The organism is Actinoplanes sp. NPDC051411 (genome assembly GCF_040682075.1).
GTDB lineage: Bacteria > Actinomycetota > Actinomycetes > Mycobacteriales > Micromonosporaceae > Actinoplanes.
In genome coordinates, this window is sequence record NZ_JBFBAD010000010.1 from 38,634 (window position 1) to 61,370 (window position 22,737).

A 22,737-nucleotide genomic window follows, 5' to 3' on the forward strand; every position below is an offset into this window, starting at 1 on the left:
CGTCACGTGGGGCGTAGCTCGTGGCGTTGAGAAGTGGCTGTGTGTGGGGCAACCCACCGACACCCTGATGTAGGTCTGAGGGGAGACAAGATGGCGGCGATGAAGCCGCGGACGGGCGATGGTCCGCTGGAGGTCACCAAGGAGGGGCGGGGCATCGTGATGCGTGTCCCGCTGGAAGGTGGTGGCCGTCTCGTCGTTGAGATGACTCCGGACGAGGCCAACGCGCTGGGCGACGCGTTGAAGTCGATCGCCGGCTGACGTTTCACGCGAGCCCGCCGGTACGGTACCGCCCGTACCGGCGGGCTTTCCACGTCTTCGAGAAAGGTCACGCTCCCGTGTTCGCGATCCGCCTCACCGACCGACTCGACGACGACCAGACCCGGGTGGTGCCGGTCGGCACCGGTGGGTTGATCGGCAACGATCCTGCTCTTGACGACCTGGCCGCCTTCGCGGCCGGTCTGACCGATCCCGGCGAGGCGGGCACGGTCAACGCGCTTCCGCGTCCCCTCCGGCGCCCAGCGAAGATTCTCCTGGTCGGGGTGGGCGGGGGCGACGAGGCGGGCTGGCGGACGGCCGGTGCCGCCGCGGTCCGCGCGCTGCCCGATGACCAGCCGTTCCAGGTGGCGCTGACCTCGATGACCGAGGGCGGCGACGCAACCAGGGCCGCGGTGCGCGGCCTCGCCGAAGGCATCTGGCTCGGCGGCTATCGCTATCGCGATGCCCGCGAGGAACGCCGGTCCGGCGAGGTGCAGATCGTCACGGTCCCCGAGGCGTACGCGGTGAGCCTCGCCCAGGCGCAAGCCGGAAGCCGGGCCGCCTGGCTCGCCCGCGACCTCACCAACACCCCCTCCTCGATCAAGACGCCGGACTGGTTCGCCGAGGAGGTCGTCGGTTCCGCGGCCGGGCGCCCCGGCGTCGAGGTCACGATCCGCTCCGGCGACGACCTGGCCCGTTTCGGCGGCATCCGGGCGGTCGGCGGTGCCTCCAAGTCCAAGCCCTGCCTGGTCGAGGTCGCCTGGCGCCCGGCCGGGGCCCGCACCCACGTGGTGCTGATCGGCAAGGGCATCACGTTCGACAGCGGCGGCATCTCGATCAAGACCCGGCCGGGCATGAAGACCATGAAGCACGACATGGCGGGCGCGGCCGCCGTCGTCGCGGCCACCCTGGCCGCCGCCGACCTGGGCCTCGAGGGCGTACGCATCACCGCGCTGGCCCCGATGGCCGAGAACGCGGTCGGCGCCGACGCCTTCCGCCCCGGCGACGTGATCACGCACTACGACGGGTCGACCAGCGAGTCGACCAACTCCGACGCCGAGGGCCGCCTGGTGCTGGCCGACGCCCTGGGTTATGCCGTGGCCGAACTCGAACCGGACGTGATCGTCGACATCGCCACGCTGACCGGCGCCCAGGTGGTCGCGCTGGGCGAGACCACGGCGGCGCTCTACAGCGGCAGCGACGACCTGGCCGCGACGCTGACCGCGCACGGCGCGGCGGCCGGCGAGCGCATGTGGCGGATGCCGCTGGTCGACGACTACCGCGACTACCTGCGCAGCGAGATCGCCGACCGGCACAGCTCGCCGGCCAAGGGCGGCGGGCCGGCCGCGCTGTTCCTGCGCGAGTTCCTCGGCGACCGGGCCGACCGCTGGGCCCACATCGACATGGCCGGGCCGGCCTGGACCGAGCACACCGAGCTCGAGCTCACCAAGGGCGCGACCGGCTGGGGTGCCCGCACCCTGCTGCGCTATCTGGCGGCGGTCGACGGCGCGTCAGCGTTTGACGGCCGCTAGCAGGCCGGCGCCGGACGGGATGATCGCCGGGATCCACTCCTCGGACTCCCGCATCGCCCGCACGGTCTCCCGGATGGTCAGCGTGCCGACGTCACGGGCCGACGGATCGTTGATCCGGCCGCCCGCCATCGCCCCGTTGACCAGCAGCGCCCCGCCCGGGCGCAGGAGCCGCAGCGCGGCGTCGGCGCAGGCGCCGATCTCGGTCGGGTCGGCGTCGACGAAGACCACGTCGTAGACCCCGTCGGCGAGCCGGGGCAGCACGTCGAGCGCCCGGCCGGTGATGATGCGCGTGCGCGAGGCCGCGAACCCGGCCGCCATGAAGATCCGCCGGGCGATCCGCTGGTGCTCGTTGTCGACGTCGATCGTGGTGAGAACGCCGTCCGGCCGCATGCCGCGCAGCAGCCAGATCCCGCTCACCCCGGCGCCGGTCCCGATCTCGACGACCGCCTTGGCACTGCCGGCGGCGGCCAGCAGCCGCAGCACTGAGCCGGCGGCCGGGCTGACGGCGTCGAGGCCGAGCTCGGCGGCGAGCCCGCGCGCGGTCTGCAGCACGGCGTCCTCCGCCGCGTACGCCTCGGCGAACTGCAGCGACTGAGACGTCGACGGACCGAGCGGACGGGCAGGCGGGACGATGACGACCTCCGGGCGGGAAACGGATGCACGCGGCTGACCGGCGCACATGGGATAAGAGAGTAGAGCGATGCTCTCAACCGCCGCACCTGGCTGTCGATGTCCTGGATGGGCACCGAATGGCCCGCGCCGGGACGGCTCGCGGATCCGTGACATCCTGATCCGTGTCATCCTGGACGGGGAGCCGTGCTCCTGCAGGATCGCAACTGGGAGGCTGAGCTGTGACCGACGGCTGGAACGCGCGACCCGTCACGCCGCCGCCCGCCAACGGTTCCCTCTCCGGATCGTCGCCGTGGTGGTCCGACGCGCTGAGGGACCCGTGGCGCGATCCGTACGCTCCGGCCCAGGTGGTCGTCCCGGCCGCGGCGACCAATTCCGGGCCCGCCCCCGAGCGGGTCGCCGATCCGGACGCGCCCCGCCGCGGGCTCGGCTCGGTGATGGCGATCTGCCTGGTCACGGCGTTGCTGGCGGGTTCGCTCGGCGGCGCTCTGGGTTATTTGTTCGCGGTCCGCAGCGGCGTCGGCGGGGGTGGTGGGGGCGCCCTCGGGGCGAGCCCGGCCCAGGCCCCGGCGGCCGCCAACCGGGCCCCCGACTCGCAGGCCGGCATCGTCAAGAAGGTGCAGCCGAGCGTCGTCACGGTGCGGGTCACCGGCGCGATCGGCTCCGGCTTCGTGGCCTCGGCCGGCGGTTATGTGATCACCAACGACCACGTGGTCGAGGGGGCCGACGGCGCCATCACGGTCGCGTTCGTCGACGGGTCGACCGCCAAGGCCACGCTCGTCGGCCACGACCAGGAATCCGACATCGCCGTGATCAAGGTCGCAAAATCCGGCCTCACTCCGGTGACGTTCGGCAATTCCGACTCGATCGCGGTCGGTGACCCCGTGTTCGCCTTCGGTTCGCCGCTCGACCTGGAAAACACCGTGACCGGCGGCATCGTCAGCGCGCTCGACCGTCCGATCGAGGCGAACGACCCGGGCGGCCCGACCCGCTACTACGCGGCCATCCAGACCGACGCCGCGGTCAACCAGGGCAACTCGGGCGGCCCGCTGGTCGACGCCGCGGGCCGGGTGGTCGGCATGAACTCGGTGATCCGCTCGGTCGGCGGCACCGAGACCGAGGCCGGCAACATCGGCCTGGCCTTCGCGATCCCGATCAACCAGGCCCGCCGCATGGCGACCGACATCATCGACCACGGCAAGGCCCGGCGCACGGTCATCGGCGCCGAGGTCACGACCAGCGCGACGGGTGCCGGCACCGGCGGGGCCAAGCTGCGTACGGTCGAGCCGTCCGGTCCCGCCGCGGCGGCCGGGCTCAAGGCCGGCGACACCATCACCAAGCTCGACGGCCACGTCCTCAACGACGGCACCGACCTGATCGCCCTGGTCCGCAGCTATGCGCCCGGCGCGACGATCCCGATCGAATTCCGTCGGGGCTCCGACACCAAGACCACCTCGGTGACTTTGGTCGCCGACGCGAACTGACGCCGCGGACTGCCGCGAGGCCCGATCCGTGCGTAGGCTTGGCGCCGCGACGTACTAGGGAGGCCCGCTCGTGTTCGAGAACCTGAACTGGTGGGAGATCGGCGCGCTGCTCATGCTCGCGCTGCTGATTTTCGGTGAGCGCCTGCCCAAGGTGATCGGCGACGGTCTGAAGATGCTGCGCGGCCTGCGCGCGATGGCTCAAAACGCCACGAGTGACCTGAGCCGCGAGCTGGGCACCGACATCCAGCTGCAAGATCTGCACCCTAAGGCGTTCATCCGCAAGCACCTGCTCAGCGAGGACGACGAGGCGGCCATCCGGAAGCCGCTGCAGGGTCTCTTCGAGGACGTGAAGCAGGATCTCACCGGGGTGCGCGACGACATCACGGCGGTGGCCGCGGCAGCCGACCCGCGCAAGCCCGCGACGCCGGAGCCGAGCTCGGTCGCCTCGGCGGAGTCCCCGAAGGCACTCGGCCAGCGCTTCGACCTCGACGCGACCTAAGACCGCAGGCCGACAAGAACCGGAGCCCGACAAGATCCACAGCGCGACAAGACCCGCAGCCCGACAAGACCCGCAGCCCGACAAGATCTGCGGCGCGGTGTGAGCCCGAGCGTCGCCGCGCCCTGGGCCGGGCGCGGCTGGGGAGAAGCTCCGCCGACATTCGAAAGGCCCGGCCGAAGCCGGGCCTTATTCACGCGAAGCCGGCTCAGCTCCGCGTGTTGACCATCAGGCCGAGCGGCTTGCCGACCAGCGACTCGCGCCGCACCGCCAGCTTGTCGGCGATCGCGGCCAGCGCCTTGGCCGCCGGGGCCTCGCCGTCGGCCAGCACGATCGGCGTGCCGGAGTCGCCCGCCTCGCGCACCCGGGTGTCGAGCGGCACCTGACCGAGCAGCGGCACCGAGGCGCCCACCGTCTTGGTCAGCGAGTCGGCGACCGTCTGGCCGCCGCCCGCGCCGAAGACCTCCATGCGCGAGCCGTCGGGCAGCTCCAGCCACGACATGTTTTCCACCACGCCGACCAGCCGCTGGTGGGTCTGCTGCACGATCGCGCCGGCCCGCTCGGCCACCTCGGCCGCCGCCATCTGCGGGGTCGTGACGACCAGGATCTCGGCGTTGGGCAGCAGCTGGGCCAGCGAGATCGCCACGTCGCCGGTGCCCGGGGGCAGGTCGAGCAGCAGCACGTCGAGGTCGCCCCAGTAGACGTCGGCCAGGAACTGCTGCAACGCGCGGTGCAGCATCGGGCCCCGCCAGACCACCGCGGCGTTGCCGGCGGTGAACATGCCGATCGAGATCACCTTCACGCCGTGCGACTGCGGCGGCATGATCATGTCTTCGACGCGGGTGGGCCGGCCGTCGACGCCGAGCATCCGGGGCACCGAGTGGCCGTAGATGTCGGCGTCGACCACGCCGACCGAGAGGCCCCGCTTGGCGAGCGCCGCGGCCAGGTTGACGGTCACGCTTGACTTGCCGACACCGCCTTTACCGCTGGCGACGGCGTACACCCTCGTGCGGGAGCCCGGTTGGGCGAACGGAATGACCGGTTCCGCGGCAGCGGAACCACCGCGCAGCGTGGCCTGCAGGCCCTTGCGCTGCTCCTCGGTCATCACGCCGAAGTCGACGCGCACCTCCTCGATCCCCGGGATCTTGGTGAGGGCGGCCGTGATGTCGGCGTTGAGCTTGTCGCGCAGCGGGCATCCGCTGACGGTGAGCAGCAGCTCGACGGTGATCCGGCGGTCGGCGACGGTGAAGCCCTTGACCATGCCGAGGTCGGTGATCGGGCGGCGGATCTCGGGATCGTCGACGGTCGCCAGAGCGGCCTGGATCGCGTCCTCGAGCGTGGCGGCGGGTGCTGCGGACATAGCGACCACTCTACGTCGGGGTCAGGAGCGGTCGTCCTCCCACTCCATACGCGCCCGCTTCTCCCGCCGCAGCGCCGCCTCGTCCAGTTCGTCGGCCAGCCGGGCCAGTTCGTTGCGCAGGAAGTCGCGGGTCGCGACCTCGCCGAGGGCGATCCGCAGCGACGCGATCTCGCGGGCCAGATATTCGGTGTCGGCCTTCTGGGCGGCCGCCCGGCGCCGGTCCTCCTCGGCCGCCAGCCGGTCGCGGTCGGCCTGGCGGTTCTGGGCGAGCAGGATCAGCGGCGCGGCATAGGACGCCTGCAGCGACAGGATCAGCGTCAGGAAGGTGAACGTGTACGGGTCGAACTGCCACGACGAGGGCGCGAGGGAGTTCCAGAGGAACCAGACCGCGATCACGATCGTCATCCAGACGATGAACTGGGCCGTGCCCATGTAGCGGGCGATGTTCTCGGAGATCTGGCCGAACGCCTCCGGGTTGAACCGGGGCAGCCGCACCCGGCCCGGCTCGATCGGCTGGTCGAGGCGGTCGACGCGCTCGCGACGGGGCTCCGTCACAGCTCGACCTCCTCGGGCTCGTTCAGATCACGGTCACGCCAGTCGCGCGGCAGCGAATGGTCGAGCACGTCGTCGACGGTGACCGCGCCGAGCAGCCGGCGGGTCTGGTCGACCACCGGCAGTGCGACCAGGTCGTAGGTCGCCATCCGTTTGGTGATCTCGACCAGTGGCATCTCGGGCCGCAGCGGCTCGAGATCGTTGTCGACGATGCCGCCCAGGATCGAGGCCGGCGGCTCCCGCAGCAGCCGCTGGAAGTAGACCATGCCCAGGTATTTGCCGGTCGGCGTGGCCGACGGCGCCCGGGCGACGAAGACCTGGGCCGCCACCGCCGGGGACAGCTCCGGCTCCCGGATGTGGGCCAGCGCCTCGGCGACCGTGGTGTCGGGGGTGAGGATCACCGGCTCCGAGGTCATGATGCTGCCGGCCGTGCCCGGGTCGTAGCGAAGCAGCTGCCGGACCGGGTCGGCCTCCTCCGGCTCCATCAGGTCGAGCAGCACCGCCTGTTCGACCTGCGGCAACTCGGCCAGCAGGTCGGCGGCATCGTCCGGGTCCATCCGCTCGAGCACGTCGGCCGCCCGCTCGCGCTCCAGTCCGGCGATGATCTCCACCTGGTCGTGTTCGGGCAGCTCCTCGAGCACGTCGGCCAGCCGCCGGTCGCTCAGCGCGGCCGCCACCTCGTTGCGCCGGGCGTCGGGCAGGTCCTGCAGCGCGTTCGCCATGTCGGCCGGCCGCATCTGCTCGAGCAGCGCCAGCAGGTTGGCCGTGCCCTGGGTGTCGGTCGGCCCGACCAGACCCCGCACCCGGCTGTATTCGGCCTGGTAGACGTGGCCGCGGCGGGCCAGCCGCCCGGTCAGCTCGCGCACCGCGACCCGGGTGACCAGCCATTCGGTGTTGCGGTTGAGCTCCATGCTGATGTCGACGACGGTGCCCGGTGTGCCCTCGCCGGTGGCGTCGTCGTCGGCCACCACGGTCACCCGCCGGTCGAGCAGGTCCTCGACCACCAGCAGCTCGTTGGGCCGCTTCTCGAACCGGCGCAGGTTGAGCGTGCCCGTGCCGAGCACGACCGCGTCACTGTCCATCGACGTGACCCGCCCGATCGGCAGGAAGATGCGCCGGCGCAGCGCCATCTCGGCGACCAGGCCGACGACCTGCGGCGGCCGGTTGGTGGTGCGCAGCCGCACCACGCTGTCGCGGACCCGGCCCACCCGGTCGCCGTTGGGGTCGAACACGCCCAGCCCGGCGAGCCGGGCCAGATAAATCCTCGTCCCCATGGTCACGGAACCCAGCCTATGCGGTGTTTCAGTTAGGGTCCGTGCATGTCCATCGTGGCTTACGAGATCGTGGACGTGTTCACCGACCGCCCCTTCGCCGGGAACCCGCTGGCCGTGGTCTACGGCGCCGCCGACCTGGGGCACGATCAGATGCAGACGCTGGCCCGCGAGTTCAACCTTTCCGAGACGGTCTTCGTCCTCGACCCGGTCGCCCCGTCGGCGACCTACCGGGCCCGCATCTTCACCGGCTCGTCCGAGCTCCCGTTCGCCGGCCACCCGAGCGTGGGCGCCGCGGTGACCTCGATGCGGCGCGGCCTCTTCGGCCCGGGCGAGGTGGTCCAGGAGTGCGGCGCGGGCCTGCTGCCGATCACGGTGACCGCCGGCGGCACGGCGACGCTCACCGGCGGTCCGCCGACGTTGGGCACGCCGCTCGATCCGGAGCCGCTCCTCGCGGCGGTCTCGCTCCGCTCAACCGATCTGGCCGGGGGCGAGCTCGCTGCGCCACGTTCCGCCGGGTGCGGCTTGAGCTGGGTGTTTCTTCCCGTACGCCGGGAGGCCCTCCCCGCCGCCCGCCTCGACTCGGCGGCGGCTGCCCGAGGGGGGATAGAAGGCGTCTGCGTGTTCGCGTGGGAGGGCGACCGTGCCCACGCCCGGGTCTTCGTGCCCGGCGACGCGGTCTGGGAGGACGCGGCGACCGGCTCGGCCGCGTTGGGCCTCGGCGTGTGGCTGGTCTCGGCGGGCTGGCTCCCCGCCGACGGCACGTCGTCCTACCGCGTCCACCAGGGCGCGGAGATGAAGCGCCCGTCGCTGCTCGACTGCACCGTGACCGCGGCCGACGGCGTCGCGGTCTCGGCGACGGTCACCGGCCACGTCGTGCCGATCGCCAAGGGCGAGATGGCCGTCCCGCCGTTCGTGGGCTGAGCGGGCCCGAAGCTGAGCGGGGGCCGATTCAGCGGCGGCGGACTTTGTGCAGGCGGAACGGGCGGCGTACCTCGACCCGGGCCGGCGTCTCCCGCGGCTCGGCCGCCGCCGAACCGGCCGGCAGGTCGGGCGCGGTCACCGTCGCCTCCTCGGCCGGGCTCAGCCGCAGCACCGTGCAGCCCGTCTCGACCCAGCGGGTCACCACCGCGTCGGTCGAACCGTGCGCGTTCAGCCGCTTCGTCGCCAACTGGGGCGCTGCCGCCTCCCAGTCGTCGCTGCCCGGCAGGATGCGGGCGACCGTCATCTCGGCCACCACGATCAGGCCGCCGTTGTCGCCGCGCAGCCGGACCGTCGCGCGGGAAGCGCCGGGCAGGTCGGGCGCGAACTGCTCGCCCGGCCCGGTCACCACGATCAGCGAACCGTCGAGCGGCATGCACCAGAGCCCGAGCGCCGGCCCGTCGCCGACCGAGACCCAGGCCAGCGCCGCCTTCTTGAGCGCCTCATCGAGGACCGCAGACGTCACCCGCTCATCCTTACACGACGGTGGCCGGCTCCAGCCGGGTGTGGTCGACGAGTCCGATCACCTCGGTCAGCGAGCGGACCGTGCACCCGGCGAAGTTGGTGTCGGCGTCGAAGACCAGGTGGTTGGCGAGGTCGGGCGCGGCGAGCCGGACCGGCGTCATGCCGACCGCGGCCGCCCCGGACAGCTCGTGGCTACCACCGTCACCGACATAAAGGCATTCGCCCGGCGAAACGCCCAGCGCCCGGCAGGCGGCCAGGTAGATGCGCGGGTCCGGCTTGCAGACCCCCAGGCGTACGGAGTAGATCTTGGCGTCGAGCAGGGGGCCGACCGGGAGACCGGGCAGGAAGGCGGGCAGTTCGTGAGTGCAGTCGCTGATCACCGCCGTACGCAGTCCCCGGCGGCGAATCGCCGAGAGTGCGCTGACCGCGTCGCCGCGCAGGCGGGTGTCGGCCTTGAGGGCGTTGACCCGGGCCGGCACCCCGGCCCGCACCTGGGCCTGGCGGGGGCGGCCGCCGGCCTGCTCGATGACCCAGCGCAGGGTGGCCGCCGCGTCGCCGTAGCGGCCGACCGCGCGGGCCCGGAACGTGCGATCGAGGACACCGCGTACGGCCTCCGGGTCGGCGCCGAGGGCCCGGGCGATCTCGGCGTGCTGGGGGCCGCGCTGGACCGAGCGGGTCAACGTGCCAAAAAAGTCAAAGACCACCGCACGGTATGCGGGCACGGTAAATCAGCCTCCCGGGCTTTGAGGGGTTAAATCGGTCGAGGGCAACCTGCGCGACTGTAGCCGCAGCGTCACTCTCCGTTCAATAGGCGTCTATCAACTGTGGTGCACAAGGCAAGAAGCGACGGCCGGGGATGAATACCCGCTCACCGCACACCGCGACCGCGTTCGCCCTGGTGGTCGCCGTTCTGGCGGTCTCCTCGTCGGCGCCCCTGATCGCCTTCGCGGCCGCCCCGGCCCTGGCCATCGCCTTCTGGCGCAACGGCATCGCGACCGCGGTCCTCACCCCGATCAGCCTCGGGCCGCGCCGCGGCGAACTGCGGCCGCGCGGCGCCCTCATGTTCTGCGTGCTCGCCGGGGTCGCGCTGGCCGCGCACTTCGCCACCTGGATGCCGAGCGTCCAGCTCGGATCGGTCGCCACGGCGACCGCGCTGGTCGCGACCCAGCCGGTCTGGCAGGGCCTGATCGCCGCGGCCCAGGGCCGGCGGCCCTCGGCGGCCGGCTGGCTCGGCATCTCGCTCGCGGTCGCCGGTACGGCGTGGGCGACCGGCGTCGACGTCAGCGTCTCCGGCCGGGCGGTCCTCTCCGACGTTCTGGCGCTGCTCGGGGCGATCGCCGTCGCGATCTACACCGCGCTCGGGGAACGGGCCCGGGTCGAGCTGAGCACGACCACCTACACCTGGATCTGCTACGGAACCTGCGCGATCGTCCTGCTGGCGGTCTGCCTGATCGGACACGTGTCGCTGGGCGGCTACGACCGGAACACCTGGCTCGCGATCCTGGCCATCGTGGCCGGCGCCCAGCTGCTCGGGCACTCGATGTTCAACTACGCGCTCCACCGCGCCTCGGCCACGACCGTCAGCGTGCTCGCCCTGCTCGAAGTGCCCGGCGCGACCCTGATCGCCTGGCTCTGGCTGCGCCAGCAGCCTCGGCTGGCCGCCCTTCCCGGCCTGGTCATCACCATGATCGGCGTCGCGATGGTGGTCCTCGGCGCCCGATCCGCGTCGGCGGTCGTCGAGGACCTCTGACCCGCTTCCCCGGGCGAGTCGTCCCGTTAGTCCCTTTGGTGGCGTGTCATCGAGGGGGTGTGCAATGCTTCGGCTCGTATCGGGTCTGACGCTGGGGGCGATTCTGATGATCGGCGGCTGCGGCGATCCCGACGACGAGGCGCTCACCCCCGCCCCGGCCGGCGGCTGGAGCACCGCGGGCTGCGAACTCGCCCGCCAACCCGAGAGCATCATGGTCGGCGGCCTCACCATGCCGACCACGCCCGCCGCGCTCGACGCGGCTATCACCCGCATCGACCAGGGCGGCCGCCACGACTTCCGGGAAAGCTATGCCGGGATCGAGGTCGATCAAGAACGCGTACGCGCGTTGGTGTACCGCGTCCCCTCCGCCCCCTTCGACGACTTCATCCGGCAGGCGGCCCAGAACACCTGCATCGTCGTGCGGGACGCGCCCCACTCGGCCGCCGACCTGGGCACCTGGCACGACCGGATCGTGGCCGACCTGTCATTCTGGACCGCCCGCGGCATCCGCATCGTCACCATCGGCGCCCGCCACGACGGCAGCGGCGTCGAGGTCGGCACCCAGGACCCCGACCGCGCCCGCCTCGAACTGCCCGCCCGCTACGGCAGCCGGGCCCCGCTCGTGATCGTCGACGCGGCGCCGGTCCAGCCCTTCGGCTAGACCGTGTCGCCGCCGGAGTGGGTGACGGACACGACCAGGATGATCAGGATCGCGGCCGAGATCGCAGCCAGCGACCAGCCGACGATGATTCCGGCCAGCGCCATGCCGTTGCCGTCCCGGCCGTTGTGCTTCAGCCGGGCCCGCGCGACGTGGCCGAGGATGGCCCCGACGATGCCGAGCAGGCCGCCGAGGCCCCAGGTGCAGATCCCGAAGACCGCCGCGCACGACAGAACCAGCGAGGCGATCGCCAGTCCCTCGTAGGGCCGCTTCATGGCGATGGGGTAGGGGTAGTAGGCCTGCGGCATCCCGTACGCGGGCATCTCGTAGCCGGTCGGCGGCGGCGTTCCGTAGACGGGCGGCATCGCGTACCCGTACCCCGGCACCGGCCCGCCCTCCGGCGGCGGCCCATATCCCGGCGCTGTCCCATAGCCGGTCTCATAGCCCGGTCCTGTTCCGTAGCCCGGTCCTGTTCCGTAGCCCGGTCCTGTTCCGTAGCCCGGCGCTGTTCCGTAGCCCGGTGTTGTTCCTTGGCCGGGTGGCATTCCGCCGTTGGGCGGCGTTCCGAGGCCGGATGGCATTCCGGCTCCGGGTGGCATTCCGGCTCCGGGTGGCGTTCCGGCGCCCGGCGGCGGGTAGGCCGGAGAGGGCGGATAGGGCTGCGGGTCCGGTGGTGGCGGTGGCTCGTGCGGTGGGATGGTCATCGGGCCTCCGGCCAGGGGTTCGGGCCGTCCACTATAAGTGGCGGGGGCCGTCCTCAATGCCCCGTCAAGATCGTCCGTTCGGATCGCTTCCTGAGGTTTCCGGCGGTTTCCCGGGGGCCGGTCTCCGGGCCGTGCCGAGGCGCGGTACGCCACGAGGGTCGCGATGTTTGCCCTGGATCGCGGGACCGGGCAGGATCTGCCGCATGGTCTTCGACGCCCGCTCCACCGGGGGCAGCCGCACCCGGCGCGACGCCACCCGACCCGCCGGCCGCCGGCCGCGCTCCGCCGCACTCGACGCGCCTGACGCGCCCGTCGAGGCGGCCGATCCCGCGACCCCGGAGGCCGAGGGCGAGATCGCCCCGGTCACCCTCCGCTTGGACGGCAAGGTCGCCCTGGTCACCGGCGCCGGCAGTCCCGACGGCATCGGCTACGCGACGGCCCGCCGCCTGCGCGACCTGGGCGCCCGGGTCGCGATCGTCTCGACCACCCGGCGCATCCACGAGCGGGCCGCCGAGCTGGGCATCACCGGCTTCGTCGCCGACCTCACCGACGAGGCCGAGGTGGGCGCCCTGGCCGACGCCATCACCGACCAGTTGGGCGACGTCGAGGTGCTGGTCAACAACGCCGGCCTGGCGAGCCGGGCCTCACCCGAGGTGCTGCGCCCGGTCGCCCAGCTGACGTACGACGAGTGGAAGTCGGAGATCGACCGCAACCTGAGCACGGCGTTCCTGTGCAGCCGGGCCTTCCAGGGCGGCATGGCCGAACGGGGCTGGGGCCGCATCGTCAACCTGGCCGCCACCGCCGGCCCGGTCAACGCGCTGCCCACCGAGGCGGCATACGCGGCGGCCAAGGCCGGCGTGGTCGGCCTGACCCGCGCCCTGGCGATGGAACTGGTCGCCGACGGCGTCAACGTCAACTGCGTCGCCCCCGGCACCATCTACACCGCGGCGTCCACGGTCACCGAGATCAAGCAGGGCCTGGGCACCCCGATCGGCCGCCCCGGCACCCCCGACGAGGTGGCCGCCGCGATCGCCTTCCTCTGCTCGCCGGCCGCCTCCTACATCACCGGCCAGATGCTGGTGGTCGACGGCGGCAACAGCGTCCGCGAGGCCGAGTTCCGCTGACCGGCCCCGGGGCGGCCTCGCTGGCCGCCCCGGGTCGGCCTATGACTGGTTGGGCAGATCCATGTGGGCGAAGAAGTAAAGGCCCACGGCATAAAAGGCGATCACCAACAGCCCGAGCACCGTGAAGATGTAGCCGACCACCAACCCGGCCGTGGCCATGCCGGAGCCCTCTTCCCCGGTCGCCCGGATCTGCCGCCGCGCGATGTGCCCGAGCACGACTCCGACCGGCGCGCTGATGCAGGTGACCAGCCCACCGAGCGAGCACACCAACGAGGCGATGGCCAGCCCGTTCGTGCGCCCGGACCCGTACCCATAGGGCGGCGCCGGATAGGACGGCCCATAGCCGGCCTGCCCATACTCCGGCCCCGGGCCCGGGCCGTAGGGCCCGGCGGAGCTGACCGGCGGCTGATAGGCGTCCACCGGCGGCCCGTATCCCGCCCCGGAGCCGCATAAGACCCAGCCGGCGGCGCGTAGGCCTCAGGCGGCGCGTACGGCGAACCCGGCCCTGGCACGCCGAACGGCGACGGCGGCCCAGCCTGCTCAAACGGCGTAGTGGCCGGTGGCGGAGTGAACGGCGCAGTCTGCCCGAACGGCACAGTCGGCGGCGGCTGCGGCGTGAACGGGTGCGTAGGCGGCACCCCCGCGTTCTGGTCGGCCGGCGGCCCGTGAACCACCGTCGCCTCCGAATCCGGCGCCGATGTCCTCTGCACAGCGGTGTCAGCCTCGAAACCCCGCCCCGCCGAGTAGGCCAGAGTCGCGTCCGACGGCCCACTGGCCCCGGCCACCTCCGGATAGGACACCGTCGCGTCAGATCCGGTGTGCTGCACCGTGGCGTCGGCGTCGAAGGCCGGCCGGGATGCGTCGGCTGGCGGCGCGGCGGGGTCTGACGTGGCCGCGGACGGGTGTCGCGCCGTGGCGTCAGGGTCGGCCGGGGACGTCGGGTAGGGCACCGTCGGCTCGGAGGGGTCGCCCGCGGCGGGCGGCTGGTCTGGTTCCGGCGAGCCGCCGGGCGGGGGGTAGCTCATGAGGTTCCTCCTGGTTTCCCCCGCGAACCGTACTAGCCCGCCGCTCCGGTCAGCCGAGTCAGGCCAGCCGGGTCAAGTCAGCCGGGTCAGGTCAGCTTGGTCAACTGGCCGACGGCGCGCTCGACGGCGAGGCAGTGGTCCTCGACGTAGTCCATGCCGGCCTCCTCGGCGATGCGGCGGGCCTCGGCCGACACGATGCCGCTCTGGAGCCAGACCGCCGGGGCCTTGAGGGCGGCCGCCTGGCGGACGATGTCGACCGCGTCGTGGGCCGGGCGGAAGATGTCGACCAGGTCGAACGGCTCGTCGATGTCGGCCAGCGTCTTGTACGCCTTGACGCCGAACACCTCGTCGACGAACGGGTTGACCGGGATGATCCGCCAGCCGTGCCTGATCATCTGCAGGGGCACCGTGTGCGCCGGCTTCCCCGGGTCGCGCGAGGCTCCGACCACCGCGATCACGTTGGCCTCGGCCAGAATCTGCTGCGCATTTCTCATGTGATCGAGCGTAGTCACGACCGGCGCCGGGCCGCCCGATTCGTTGGTCACAGGAGGGTCAGCTGCTGCACCTCTTCCGACGGCTCCGGTGCCTCTGGGGACTCGTCGTCGAGGGCGCGGATCTGCGTCGGCTCGGCGCGGTGCAGGCCGTGGCGGCGTGCGGCCATGCGGACCCGGGCCGCGACCTCCTGCTGGTAGGAGGCCGGGGAGTAGGAGCCGTTGCCGTAGAGCTCGCGGTAGCGCGCGGCCAACTCGGGGTGGGTGCGGGTGAGCCAGGCGGCATACCACTCGCGGGCGCCCGGGCGCAGGTGGAGCGGGATCGGGGTCACGCTGGTGGCGCCGGCTGCGGCGATCGCGGCGACCGTCTTGTCGATGGACTCGTCGGTGTCGGTCAGGCCGGGGAGGATCGGGGCGAGCAGGACGCCGATCTCGAAGCCCGCGTCGGTCAGCCGGCGGACCGCGTCGAGCCGGCGGCGCGGGCTCGGCGTGCCCGACTCGACCGCCCGCCACGTCTGCTCGTCGAGGAAGCCGACCGAGAACGCCAGCCCGACCCGGGTCACCTCGGCCGCCTGGACCAGCAGGTCGAGGTCGCGAAGGATCAGCGTGCCCTTGGTGAGGATCGAGAACGGGTTGCCGTGGTCGCGCAGCGCGGCCAGGATCTCGGGCATCAGGCGGTATCGCCCCTCGGCCCGCTGGTAGACGTCGACGTTGGTGCCCATCGCGATCGGGGCGCCGGACCACTTGGGAGCGGCGAGCTCGCGGCGGATCAGCTCGCCCGCGTTGACCTTGACCACGATCTTGGAGTCGAAGTCGTGGCCCGCGTCGAGGTCGAGATAGGTGTGGGTGTGCCGGGCGAAACAGTTGTGGCTGACCACCCCGTCGGCGATGAAGTCGCCGGTGCCGGTCGAGATGTCGAACAGCGGCAGCGTGAGCCCGAGGTCTTCGATGTCGACGACGGCCAGCTGGCGGCCGCCGCGCACGCCGACCCCGGACGCGTCGAGCGGCGCGTCGGTGGCCCCGGTGAGGTGCCGGAAGCGGAGCGCCGCCCACAGGTCGGGCCCGATCTCGACGGCGCCGCTGCGCGCCGGGCGGCGGCTGGGCAGGCCGAGCTGGGTGAGCGCCTCGACGATGCGGTTGAGGAAACCGCGGCCGCCGCTGGTGAAGGTGATCGACAGCCGATCGGACCGCCCGGTGGCGCCGAACGCACCGGCCAGGAACCCCCGGAACCAGTCGGTGGTCGGCGTCTCGGGCCAGCACAGGGCCTCGTGCAGCGGCATGTCTTCGACATAGCGGTTGGCCCGGTTCCACGCGTCGCCGTCGTGGGACGGCCCTTCGCCCAGGGTGGCGTCGCCGCGGATGAGGCCACAGAGGAACCCGGCCTGATAGTCGTGGGACTCCTTGGGCGGCTCGGCGAAGCGCCCGACGCCGAGCATGAGGTCGCCGATCGCCAGGGCCGGCTGGTGCGGCTTGGCCGGGCTCACATAGCGCCAGCCGCGGTCGGTGAGGAACCGGTGGTCGCCGCTGGAGACCAGCCGGGTGCCGTCGGCCAGGGTCACGCGGAAGGACTGTTTCGACGTCGACCAGTGGTCGAGGACGGTGGTCGGAACATAACGCCGGCAGGCCCCGGCATTCATCGTGCCCATGATGGCGTCGCCGGTGCGCAGGTCGGCGAGCGGCCGGGTCGTGCCGTCGGCCATCAGGATCGGGGTGTCACCGGCCAGGCAGTAGGCACAGGCGTGGGAGCAGCCGCGATAGGGATTGATCGTCCAGCTGAACGGCACCCGCGACTGCCCCGGGACCCGGTTGATCAGGCTCTTGGCCCGGATCTCGTAGAACGTCATGCCGGCGAAACCGGGGGTGTCGAAGGTGCGGACGGTAGCGCCGGGCAGCGCCAGCGGCAGGGGTGGAGCCGCCGGCGCTGCCCTGTCGAGGAGCGAGCCGCCGTCGGTGGGAGCCGACAGGTTGGACCATCGCATGGCGGAGATTCGAACACATGTTCTACGCCCGTGTCCAGTCACTGCGGGGAGTCGGCGCGGCGTCCTCGCGTACCCGAAAAAGCGCAAGCAAAAGGCCCGCGGTCAGAGACCGCGGGCCTGGCGCCGTTGAGGGTCAGTGCGAGTGCGAGGCCAGCTGCTTCCGGACGTCGTCCATGTCGAGCTTCTCGACCTGCTCGATCAGGTTCTCCAGGGCCGACTCGGGGAGCGCGCCGGGCTGGGAGAAGACGATGACGCCATCGCGGATGGCCATGATCGTCGGGATCGAGCGGATGTCGAACTTCGCGGCCAGCGCCTGCTGGTCTTCCGTGTCGACCTTGCCGAAGGTGATTTCCTCGTGCTTCTCCGAGGACCGCTGGTAGGTCGGGGCGAAGCGCACGCAGGGCCCGCACCAGCTGGCCCAGAAATCGACGAGGACGATTCCGTCCTTGCCGGTCACCTCGTCGAAGTTCTCAGCGGTCAACGCAACCGTCGCCATGATGTCTCCGTCCACGGGAAATTGGCTTTCGTGCGGTGAAACCCATTGTCCCCACTCGCCATTCCCGCCCCGGGGCGGTCTGACGCGTGGCCTGCGGCACGGTTTCGGGACTCGGTATTGGCGCAGGGCAACTCATCGTAACGGTAAGTAGGGAGAGCGCTCTCAGTTTTTGGGGAGGTGGTTCGGACCTCAACTCCGGCATATCGGGCCGTGCACGTGCAGGGGGCAGGTAGGCCCGTGAGTGACGGATCTTGCGAGAATAGATAACAAACTTAAATGTGATTCGCGTCACATGTGAGAGCTCTTCACATAGATACGCACGGTAAGGCAAACTCTTTCCCAACAGAGCGTGGGCGGCGGGTGCCGGGGAGGCCCCGCCGCTCATTGCGTCCGGGGTCAGGTGGCACCGCCCGAGGTGGGTAGCCTAACCGCCCATGATTGCTGGTGAGGACGAGTCCACCGAGGTCGGCGTCGGCCCGTGGGAGGGCGACTGGCCCGCCGGTGAGCGATACGACCCCGAGCTGCTGGCGCACGGCGACCGCCGCAACGTCGTCGACCGCTACCGCTACTGGAAGCGTGAGGCGGTCGTCGCCGATCTGGACACCCGCCGGCACGGCTTCCACGTCGCGATCGAGAACTGGCAGCACGACTTCAACATCGGCACCGTCGTCCGCAACGCCAACGCGTTCCTTGCCGCCGAGGTGCACATCGTCGGTCTGCGGAGGTGGAACCGGCGCGGCGCGATGGTCACCGATCGTTACCAACACATCCGGCACCACCCGACAATCGGTGAGTTCGCCGACTGGGCCGCCGAGCGTGATCTGCCGATCATCGGCATCGACAACCTGCCCGGCTCGAAGCCGATGGAGACGACGGTCCTGCCCCGGCGCTGCGTCCTGCTCTTCGGTCAGGAGGGTCCCGGGCTCTCGGCCACCGCGCGCGCCGCATGCTCGCAGTTGTTCTCGATCGCCCAGTACGGCTCGACCCGGTCGATCAACGCGGGCGTGGCCAGCGGCATCGCCATGCACGCCTGGATCCGCGCCCACGCGGGTCCCCCGCCGGAGTGAATTCCCGGGATGCGCCCGGGTTCTGCCGATCCGCTTGACGGGCGCCCCCCGGAGCCGCACGGTAGGGATGTGGGTGTCACGGTGAGTTGCCCCAGGTGCGGTGCGCAGGTCCGGAAGCCGGATCTGATGCACACCGGCTGGCGCTGCGACAACTGCGGCGAGGTCCCACCGTTCCACGTCGCCGAGCACATCAGCGCGGAGATCGTCGAGAGCGTGCTCAGGCGCCCGTCCGCCGAGCCGATCCCGTTCTGGTGCCCGTGGCCGCTGCCGTCCGGCTGGATGGTCACCGGCGTCGGGTGGGCGGGTGACGACCGGGTCGGCGTACGCGCGACCGCGCTCTCGTGCAGCGGCCCGGAGCCGCTCGGCGGCGGTCCGGCCGATGTGGTCCTGATCGCCGAGCAGCCGGGCGTCGGTCTCGGCACCCGGTTCGCCGGAATTTCCGGCATCGACCCCGGATACCTGATCGCCGAGGCATTGGCCGACCCCAGTGGACATCCGGGGCCGCACGCCAAGATCAAAGCGGCCGGCCACCCCACTCCACTGTGGTGCGTCAAGTCCCCGGAGGATCGAAGCGCTTACGTGAGTGAGGCGAAAGGAATGTGGCTCTATGCGGTAGCGTGGCCGGCAAGCGCGGGTTACTTTCTCGCCGAGCATGTCGTCCTGCACGACCTCAGCGAAGGGGTGCCGCCCGAGCTGGTGTACGGAGCGCCGTCTCCGTACCTGCATGGCAGAGCCTGATCGCGGGCGCTGACCTGCGGGAACGGAATCGGCTTTTCGGCCCCATTGTTCACACGGAGCGACGAAGCTGATACCGTCAGTGCTACCGGTGCTGACCGTCACCCCGCACCCACAGGAGAAGGCCCGCCATGATCAAGAAGGTTCTCACCTGGCTTGGTATCGCGTTCTTGATCTTTTTCATCGCCTTCAACCCGAACTCGGCGGCCGACGTGTTCTCCTCCCTCGGAGGGACCATCGCCGATATTGCCCGGGGCTTCGGCACGTTCTTCACGAACCTCGTCGCTTAGCATCACCACATGGGTCCTGGTGAGCCGCGCGAGCCGCACGACGAGGGTGCCCGGCGCCCTCCGGAGGACGACGACAGTTTCCTGTTCAATGATCCGGCGCTCGACGACGACGGCGAGTTCGCCCGTCCACGCCGCGCCTATTCGGACGGCCCCGGCTTCAATCCGGACGCGGGCTTCTCGCCCGACGCCGGCTACGCCACCGAGCAGGGCGAATACGAAGCGCCGGTGTTCACCGAGGAAGAGCTCGAGGGTCTAGGGCCCGAGGGTGGCACCGGCCCGCGCCGCGTGCTGCCCCTCGAGGACGAACCGACCACTCTGGTCGCTCGCTACCTCTTCCCGACCGAGCGCTACCGCGGCGAGTGGAAGCGGCACTGGATCCATCTCTCCACCCCGCTGCTGGTCGGCGCCGGCGCCACGATCGCGCTCGGCTACCTGGCCGGCTTCCTGACCCGGCAGAACATCAGCGGCCTGGTCACGGTGGCGGTGCTGATCTGGCTCGCGGTGATCGGCTGGGTCGCCTGGAAGGTCTTCGACTGGTACTTCGACCGGTTCATCCTGACCAACAAGCGGGTCATGGTGGTCAACGGGATAGTCACCCGCCGGGTCGCTATGATGCCCCTGCTCAGGGTCACCGACATGAAGTACGAGCAGTCCGCGCTCGGCCGCATGCTGAGCTACGGCACGTTCGTGCTCGAGTCGGCCGGTCAGGACCAGGCGCTGCGCGAGGTCAAACACCTGCCCAACCCCAACGAGCTCTACCTGCGCGTGGTGGAAGAGATGTACGAGCCGCAGGCGGTCGAGGCACGGCTGGGCAAGGACGGCGAAGGCGACGACGCCTGACCCCCGCTCCGAAGACCGGTGTCCGGAATCACGGCCGGGCGGGTAGCGCCCCACGGGTAGCGTTTTCTGGTGACCCGAATTGACCTGCACTGTCACTCCACCGCCAGCGACGGCACATTGACCCCCGCCGAGCTGGTGTGCGCCGGAGCAGCGGCGGGTCTCGACGTGATGGCGATCACCGATCACGACACCACCGGCGGCTGGGCTCCGGCCGCCGCGGCCCGCCCGGACGGTCTGCGGCTCGTACGCGGGGCCGAACTGTCGTGCCGGTGGCGCGGGCCGGGCATGGAGTGGCCGATCGCGTTACACCTGCTGGCGTACCTCTTCGACCCCGGCGAGCCGCTGCTCGCCGCCGACCTGGCCCGGCTCCGGCTCGACCGCGAGCAGCGCGCCGAGAAGATCGTCGACCGGCTGCGGGGCGACGGCGTGCCGATCACCTGGGACGAGGTCCGTGGCTACGCGGCCGGCGGGTCGGTCGGGCGGCCGCACATCGCGCAGGCACTGATCCGGGCCGGTCTGGTGCACACCACCAACGAGGCGTTCGCGTCGCGGTGGCTCGGCGCGCGCTACTTCGTACCCAAAGCCGACCTTGACGTCTTCGGGGCGGTGCGGGCCGTCCGAGCGGCGGGCGGGGTGCCGGTCTTCGCGCATCCACGCGCGACCGTGCGCGGGCGCGTCGTGCCCGACCAGCTGATCGCCGACCTGGCCGACGCCGGCCTCTTCGGACTCGAGGCCGACCACGAGGATCACTCGCCCGAGGAACGGGCCCACGTGCGGGCGCTGGCGAACGATCTCGGGCTGGTGGTCACCGGATCCTCCGACTTCCACGGTACGCACAAGACGGTCGCGCTCGGCGAGTTCACGACCGACCCGGCGGCCTTCGAAAAGATCGCTTCGGCGGCCACCGGCGTACCCGTGCTGGGGTGACTATCGCCGCACGGCCCTGCGCCGGACCGGCGCGGCGCCTACCTTGTCCGGGTGAATCTCAAGTTTTTCGGTGAGGTCTACGTGACCTTGCTGGTCATCGTCGATCCGCCGGGCATGGTCCCGGTGTTCCTCGCGCTGACCGGGACCATGCCACCCAAGGCCCGGATCAAGGCCGGCACCCAGGCGGTGCTGCTCGCGCTCGGAGTGATCGTCGGCTTCGCGGTGGCCGGGCAGACGCTGCTCGACTATCTGCACGTCAAGCTGCCGGCGCTGCAGGGCGCGGGCGGTCTGCTGCTGGTGTTGGTCGCGTTGCAGCTGCTCACCGGCAAGACCGACACGCCCGAGGAGCAGGGCGGCACCAGCAACGTCGCGCTGGTGCCGATCGGCACGCCGCTGCTCGCCGGACCGGGCGCGATCGTCGCCACCATGCTGTTCGTCCGGCGGGCCGACGGCTTCGCCGACTACACGCTCATCGGCATCGCGATCCTGCTGGTGATGCTGACCGTCTGGCTGGTGCTCCGCTTCTCCGGCGTGATCGTCGCGCTGCTCCGGCCGGCCGGCATCGAGGTGCTGACCCGCATCGCCGGCCTGCTGCTGGCAGCCATCGCGGTGCAGCTGATCGCCGACGCGGTCGCCGCCTTCGTGGAGCTTTACACCGCCGCGTCGTGAAATTCTTGTCGGAGGGTGCTGGCAGGATTGTCGCGTGGCCCTCAATCGAACCCGCGGCGCAGTGCCCGAGCAGCTGGGCTTCGCCGGCATGCCCGAACGGCTCTTCGTCTGCACGCCGAGCAAGCTGGGCACCTATATTGACTGCCCCCGGCGCTACCGGTTCTCCTACGTCGACCGCCCCACCCCGCCCAAGGGGCCGCCCTGGGCCCACAACTCGCTCGGCGCGAGCGTGCACACGGCGCTGAAAAACTGGTTCGCCCTGCCGGCCGAGCGCCGGGTGCCGGGCTCGCTGCCCACGCTGCTCAAGGCCACCTGGGTGCGCGAGGGCTACCGCGATGTCGAGCAGGAGCGGATCGCCTATCGGCAGGCCCTGCACTGGCTCGACACCTATGTGGCCACGCTCGATCCCGGCGAGGAGCCGCTCGGCGTCGAGCGGGTGGTCGCGACCAAGACCTCGGTGCTCGCCTTCAACGGCCGGGCCGACCGCATCGACTCGCGGCCCGGACCCGAGGGGCCCGAAGCCGTCATCGTCGACTACAAGACCGGCCGGTCGGGCCTCGACAAGGACGATGCGCGCGGCTCGCAGGCGCTCGCCCTCTATGCGTACGCCGCACAGAAGGTCTTCCGCCGGCCGTGCCACCGCGTCGAACTGCACCACCTGCCGACCGGCACGGTGGCCGCGCACGACCACACCGAGGAGTCACTGGCCCGGCAGGTGCGGCGGGCCGAGGAGACGGCGCACGACATCATGGCCGCGGAGAAGGCGGTCGCGGCCGGAGGCGACCCTGACGAGGCGTTCCCGGCCCAGCCGGGTGCGCTCTGCGGCTGGTGCGACTTCCGGCGGGTGTGCCCGGCGGCCGCTGACACGGCGGGCAAAGACTCGTGGGCCGCGGTCGAGCACCTGAGCCAAAACAGCGGCGGCCCGACCCAGGTCGGTTAGGGCGGCTCGCCCGGCT

At 71.5% G+C, this 22,737-nt stretch carries 26 protein-coding genes; 15 read left to right on the forward strand and 11 right to left on the reverse strand.

Translation table 11 applies throughout. The annotated features are described in order from the left end of the window. Positions 1 to 90: 90 nt before the first annotated feature. Together AB0M88_RS07950 and AB0M88_RS07955 are read left to right on the forward strand one after the other, a co-directional pair. Positions 91 to 258 (forward strand): DUF3117 domain-containing protein, encoded by a 168-nt coding sequence (locus tag AB0M88_RS07950; RefSeq protein WP_014447667.1) that lies wholly within the window; start codon positions 91 to 93, stop codon positions 256 to 258. A gap of 77 nt (positions 259 to 335) precedes the next feature. Continuing rightward, positions 336 to 1,787, forward strand: a complete 1,452-nt coding sequence (locus AB0M88_RS07955; protein ID WP_364097149.1) for a leucyl aminopeptidase family protein — start codon at positions 336 to 338, stop codon at positions 1,785 to 1,787. Here AB0M88_RS07955 and AB0M88_RS07960 read toward each other — a convergent pair. Continuing rightward, a complete protein-coding gene (locus tag AB0M88_RS07960; RefSeq protein WP_364097421.1) occupies positions 1,767 to 2,339 on the reverse strand; it encodes an O-methyltransferase in 573 nt (190 codons plus the stop codon). The genes AB0M88_RS07955 and AB0M88_RS07960 overlap by 21 nt on opposite strands. Positions 2,340 to 2,638: 299 nt before the next feature. Here AB0M88_RS07960 and AB0M88_RS07965 point away from each other — a divergent pair, with 299 nt between their 5' ends. After that, entirely contained in the window at positions 2,639 to 3,901 is a 1,263-nt protein-coding gene (locus AB0M88_RS07965; protein ID WP_364097152.1) for a trypsin-like peptidase domain-containing protein, read from the forward strand. Positions 3,902 to 3,971: 70 nt separating this feature from the next. After that, positions 3,972 to 4,400: a preprotein translocase subunit TatB gene (locus tag AB0M88_RS07970; protein ID WP_364097155.1), complete on the forward strand. Its 429-nt coding sequence runs from the start codon at positions 3,972 to 3,974 to the stop codon at positions 4,398 to 4,400. Between the two features lie 205 nt (positions 4,401 to 4,605). Here AB0M88_RS07970 and AB0M88_RS07975 read toward each other — a convergent pair whose 3' ends face one another. Genes AB0M88_RS07975 through AB0M88_RS07985 form a run of 3 tightly spaced genes read right to left on the reverse strand, consistent with a single transcriptional unit; the run spans position 4,606 to position 7,589 of the window. Further along, positions 4,606 to 5,757 carry a P-loop NTPase gene (locus tag AB0M88_RS07975; protein ID WP_364097158.1) on the reverse strand — a complete coding sequence of 384 codons (1,152 nt, stop codon included), beginning with the start codon at positions 5,755 to 5,757 and terminating at the stop codon, positions 4,606 to 4,608. A 21-nt stretch (positions 5,758 to 5,778) separates the two neighbouring features. Continuing rightward, positions 5,779 to 6,312 (reverse strand): DUF1003 domain-containing protein, encoded by a 534-nt coding sequence (locus AB0M88_RS07980; RefSeq protein WP_364097161.1) that lies wholly within the window; start codon positions 6,310 to 6,312, stop codon positions 5,779 to 5,781. Then, complete coding sequence (locus AB0M88_RS07985) at positions 6,309 to 7,589, reverse strand: CBS domain-containing protein (protein ID WP_364097164.1); 1,281 nt, start codon at positions 7,587 to 7,589, stop codon at positions 6,309 to 6,311. Before AB0M88_RS07985 ends, AB0M88_RS07980 begins: the two co-directional genes overlap by 4 nt. A 39-nt stretch (positions 7,590 to 7,628) precedes the next feature. Here AB0M88_RS07985 and AB0M88_RS07990 point away from each other — a divergent pair, with 39 nt between their 5' ends. Next, positions 7,629 to 8,504, forward strand: a complete 876-nt coding sequence (locus AB0M88_RS07990) for a PhzF family phenazine biosynthesis protein (RefSeq protein WP_364097167.1) — start codon at positions 7,629 to 7,631, stop codon at positions 8,502 to 8,504. Positions 8,505 to 8,532: 28 nt separating this feature from the next. Here the strand turns inward: AB0M88_RS07990 and AB0M88_RS07995 are convergent, their stop codons facing one another. Both AB0M88_RS07995 and AB0M88_RS08000 read right to left on the reverse strand, forming a co-directional pair. After that, positions 8,533 to 9,027 (reverse strand): hypothetical protein, encoded by a 495-nt coding sequence (locus AB0M88_RS07995; protein ID WP_364097170.1) that lies wholly within the window; start codon positions 9,025 to 9,027, stop codon positions 8,533 to 8,535. A 10-nt stretch (positions 9,028 to 9,037) separates the two neighbouring features. Continuing rightward, positions 9,038 to 9,748, reverse strand: a complete 711-nt coding sequence (locus AB0M88_RS08000) for an HAD family hydrolase (protein WP_364097173.1) — start codon at positions 9,746 to 9,748, stop codon at positions 9,038 to 9,040. Positions 9,749 to 9,882: 134 nt separating this feature from the next. Between AB0M88_RS08000 and AB0M88_RS08005 the strand changes: the two genes are divergently transcribed. Together AB0M88_RS08005 and AB0M88_RS08010 are read left to right on the forward strand one after the other, a co-directional pair. Beyond that, entirely contained in the window at positions 9,883 to 10,776 is an 894-nt protein-coding gene (locus tag AB0M88_RS08005) for a DMT family transporter (RefSeq protein ID WP_364097176.1), read from the forward strand. A gap of 64 nt (positions 10,777 to 10,840) precedes the next feature. After that, positions 10,841 to 11,437 (forward strand): hypothetical protein, encoded by a 597-nt coding sequence (locus tag AB0M88_RS08010; protein ID WP_364097179.1) that lies wholly within the window; start codon positions 10,841 to 10,843, stop codon positions 11,435 to 11,437. Here AB0M88_RS08010 and AB0M88_RS08015 read toward each other — a convergent pair. Further along, entirely contained in the window at positions 11,434 to 11,820 is a 387-nt protein-coding gene (locus AB0M88_RS08015; protein ID WP_364097182.1) for a DUF4190 domain-containing protein, read from the reverse strand. The two genes, AB0M88_RS08010 and AB0M88_RS08015, sit on opposite strands and share 4 nt — an antisense overlap. 521 nt (positions 11,821 to 12,341) lie before the next feature. Here AB0M88_RS08015 and AB0M88_RS08020 point away from each other — a divergent pair. Further along, a complete protein-coding gene (locus tag AB0M88_RS08020) occupies positions 12,342 to 13,262 on the forward strand; it encodes an SDR family NAD(P)-dependent oxidoreductase (RefSeq protein ID WP_364097185.1) in 921 nt (306 codons plus the stop codon). Positions 13,263 to 13,301: 39 nt separating this feature from the next. Here the strand turns inward: AB0M88_RS08020 and AB0M88_RS08025 are convergent, their stop codons facing one another. From AB0M88_RS08025 to trxA, 4 genes are all read right to left on the reverse strand, one after another. Next, positions 13,302 to 13,682: a DUF4190 domain-containing protein gene (locus AB0M88_RS08025; protein ID WP_364097188.1), complete on the reverse strand. Its 381-nt coding sequence runs from the start codon at positions 13,680 to 13,682 to the stop codon at positions 13,302 to 13,304. A 691-nt stretch (positions 13,683 to 14,373) separates the two neighbouring features. After that, positions 14,374 to 14,781 carry a CoA-binding protein gene (locus AB0M88_RS08030; RefSeq protein ID WP_364097190.1) on the reverse strand — a complete coding sequence of 136 codons (408 nt, stop codon included), beginning with the start codon at positions 14,779 to 14,781 and terminating at the stop codon, positions 14,374 to 14,376. 47 nt (positions 14,782 to 14,828) lie between these two features. Continuing rightward, on the reverse strand, positions 14,829 to 16,757 hold the full coding sequence (locus AB0M88_RS08035) for an intein-containing Rv2578c family radical SAM protein (protein ID WP_364097193.1): 1,929 nt from the start codon (positions 16,755 to 16,757) through the stop codon (positions 14,829 to 14,831). 133 nt (positions 16,758 to 16,890) lie between these two features. Next, the gene (trxA, locus tag AB0M88_RS08040) at positions 16,891 to 17,253 is read right to left on the reverse strand and encodes a thioredoxin (protein ID WP_364097196.1); all 363 of its coding nucleotides are present in this window, start codon (positions 17,251 to 17,253) and stop codon (positions 16,891 to 16,893) included. A gap of 434 nt (positions 17,254 to 17,687) precedes the next feature. On the opposite strand from trxA, the gene AB0M88_RS08045 reads away from it, so the two are divergent. From AB0M88_RS08045 to AB0M88_RS08075, 7 genes are all read left to right on the forward strand, one after another. Next, positions 17,688 to 18,320 (forward strand): RNA methyltransferase, encoded by a 633-nt coding sequence (locus AB0M88_RS08045; protein ID WP_364097199.1) that lies wholly within the window; start codon positions 17,688 to 17,690, stop codon positions 18,318 to 18,320. Positions 18,321 to 18,329: 9 nt separating this feature from the next. Continuing rightward, positions 18,330 to 19,058 (forward strand): DUF6758 family protein, encoded by a 729-nt coding sequence (locus AB0M88_RS08050; protein WP_364097202.1) that lies wholly within the window; start codon positions 18,330 to 18,332, stop codon positions 19,056 to 19,058. 128 nt (positions 19,059 to 19,186) lie between these two features. Next, the gene (locus AB0M88_RS08055; protein WP_364097205.1) at positions 19,187 to 19,345 is read left to right on the forward strand and encodes a hypothetical protein; all 159 of its coding nucleotides are present in this window, start codon (positions 19,187 to 19,189) and stop codon (positions 19,343 to 19,345) included. A gap of 9 nt (positions 19,346 to 19,354) precedes the next feature. Next, positions 19,355 to 20,185: a PH domain-containing protein gene (locus AB0M88_RS08060; protein WP_364097208.1), complete on the forward strand. Its 831-nt coding sequence runs from the start codon at positions 19,355 to 19,357 to the stop codon at positions 20,183 to 20,185. Between the two features lie 66 nt (positions 20,186 to 20,251). Then, positions 20,252 to 21,112 (forward strand): PHP domain-containing protein, encoded by an 861-nt coding sequence (locus tag AB0M88_RS08065; RefSeq protein WP_364097424.1) that lies wholly within the window; start codon positions 20,252 to 20,254, stop codon positions 21,110 to 21,112. 51 nt (positions 21,113 to 21,163) lie between these two features. Further along, positions 21,164 to 21,781 (forward strand): MarC family protein, encoded by a 618-nt coding sequence (locus AB0M88_RS08070; protein ID WP_364097211.1) that lies wholly within the window; start codon positions 21,164 to 21,166, stop codon positions 21,779 to 21,781. Between the two features lie 88 nt (positions 21,782 to 21,869). Then, positions 21,870 to 22,721, forward strand: coding sequence for a PD-(D/E)XK nuclease family protein (locus AB0M88_RS08075; RefSeq protein ID WP_364097427.1), 852 nt, complete (start codon positions 21,870 to 21,872; stop codon positions 22,719 to 22,721). Positions 22,722 to 22,737: the final 16 nt, after the last annotated feature.

Coding starts and splice junctions, on each gene's coding strand:
- AB0M88_RS07950 (WP_014447667.1), top strand. CDS start 91: ATGGCGGCGATGAAGCCGCGGACGGGCGATGGTCCGCTGGAGGTCACC.
- AB0M88_RS07990 (WP_364097167.1), top strand. CDS start 7,629: ATGTCCATCGTGGCTTACGAGATCGTGGACGTGTTCACCGACCGCCCC.
- AB0M88_RS07975 (WP_364097158.1), bottom strand. CDS start 5,757: ATGTCCGCAGCACCCGCCGCCACGCTCGAGGACGCGATCCAGGCCGCT.
- AB0M88_RS08020 (WP_364097185.1), top strand. CDS start 12,342: ATGGTCTTCGACGCCCGCTCCACCGGGGGCAGCCGCACCCGGCGCGAC.
- AB0M88_RS08045 (WP_364097199.1), top strand. CDS start 17,688: ATGATTGCTGGTGAGGACGAGTCCACCGAGGTCGGCGTCGGCCCGTGG.
- AB0M88_RS08050 (WP_364097202.1), top strand. CDS start 18,330: ATGCGCCCGGGTTCTGCCGATCCGCTTGACGGGCGCCCCCCGGAGCCG.
- AB0M88_RS08035 (WP_364097193.1), bottom strand. CDS start 16,757: ATGCGATGGTCCAACCTGTCGGCTCCCACCGACGGCGGCTCGCTCCTC.
- AB0M88_RS08030 (WP_364097190.1), bottom strand. CDS start 14,781: ATGAGAAATGCGCAGCAGATTCTGGCCGAGGCCAACGTGATCGCGGTG.
- AB0M88_RS08005 (WP_364097176.1), top strand. CDS start 9,883: ATGAATACCCGCTCACCGCACACCGCGACCGCGTTCGCCCTGGTGGTC.
- trxA (WP_364097196.1), bottom strand. CDS start 17,253: ATGGCGACGGTTGCGTTGACCGCTGAGAACTTCGACGAGGTGACCGGC.
- AB0M88_RS08055 (WP_364097205.1), top strand. CDS start 19,187: ATGATCAAGAAGGTTCTCACCTGGCTTGGTATCGCGTTCTTGATCTTT.
- AB0M88_RS08010 (WP_364097179.1), top strand. CDS start 10,841: ATGCTTCGGCTCGTATCGGGTCTGACGCTGGGGGCGATTCTGATGATC.
- AB0M88_RS08075 (WP_364097427.1), top strand. CDS start 21,870: ATGCCCGAACGGCTCTTCGTCTGCACGCCGAGCAAGCTGGGCACCTAT.
- AB0M88_RS08060 (WP_364097208.1), top strand. CDS start 19,355: ATGGGTCCTGGTGAGCCGCGCGAGCCGCACGACGAGGGTGCCCGGCGC.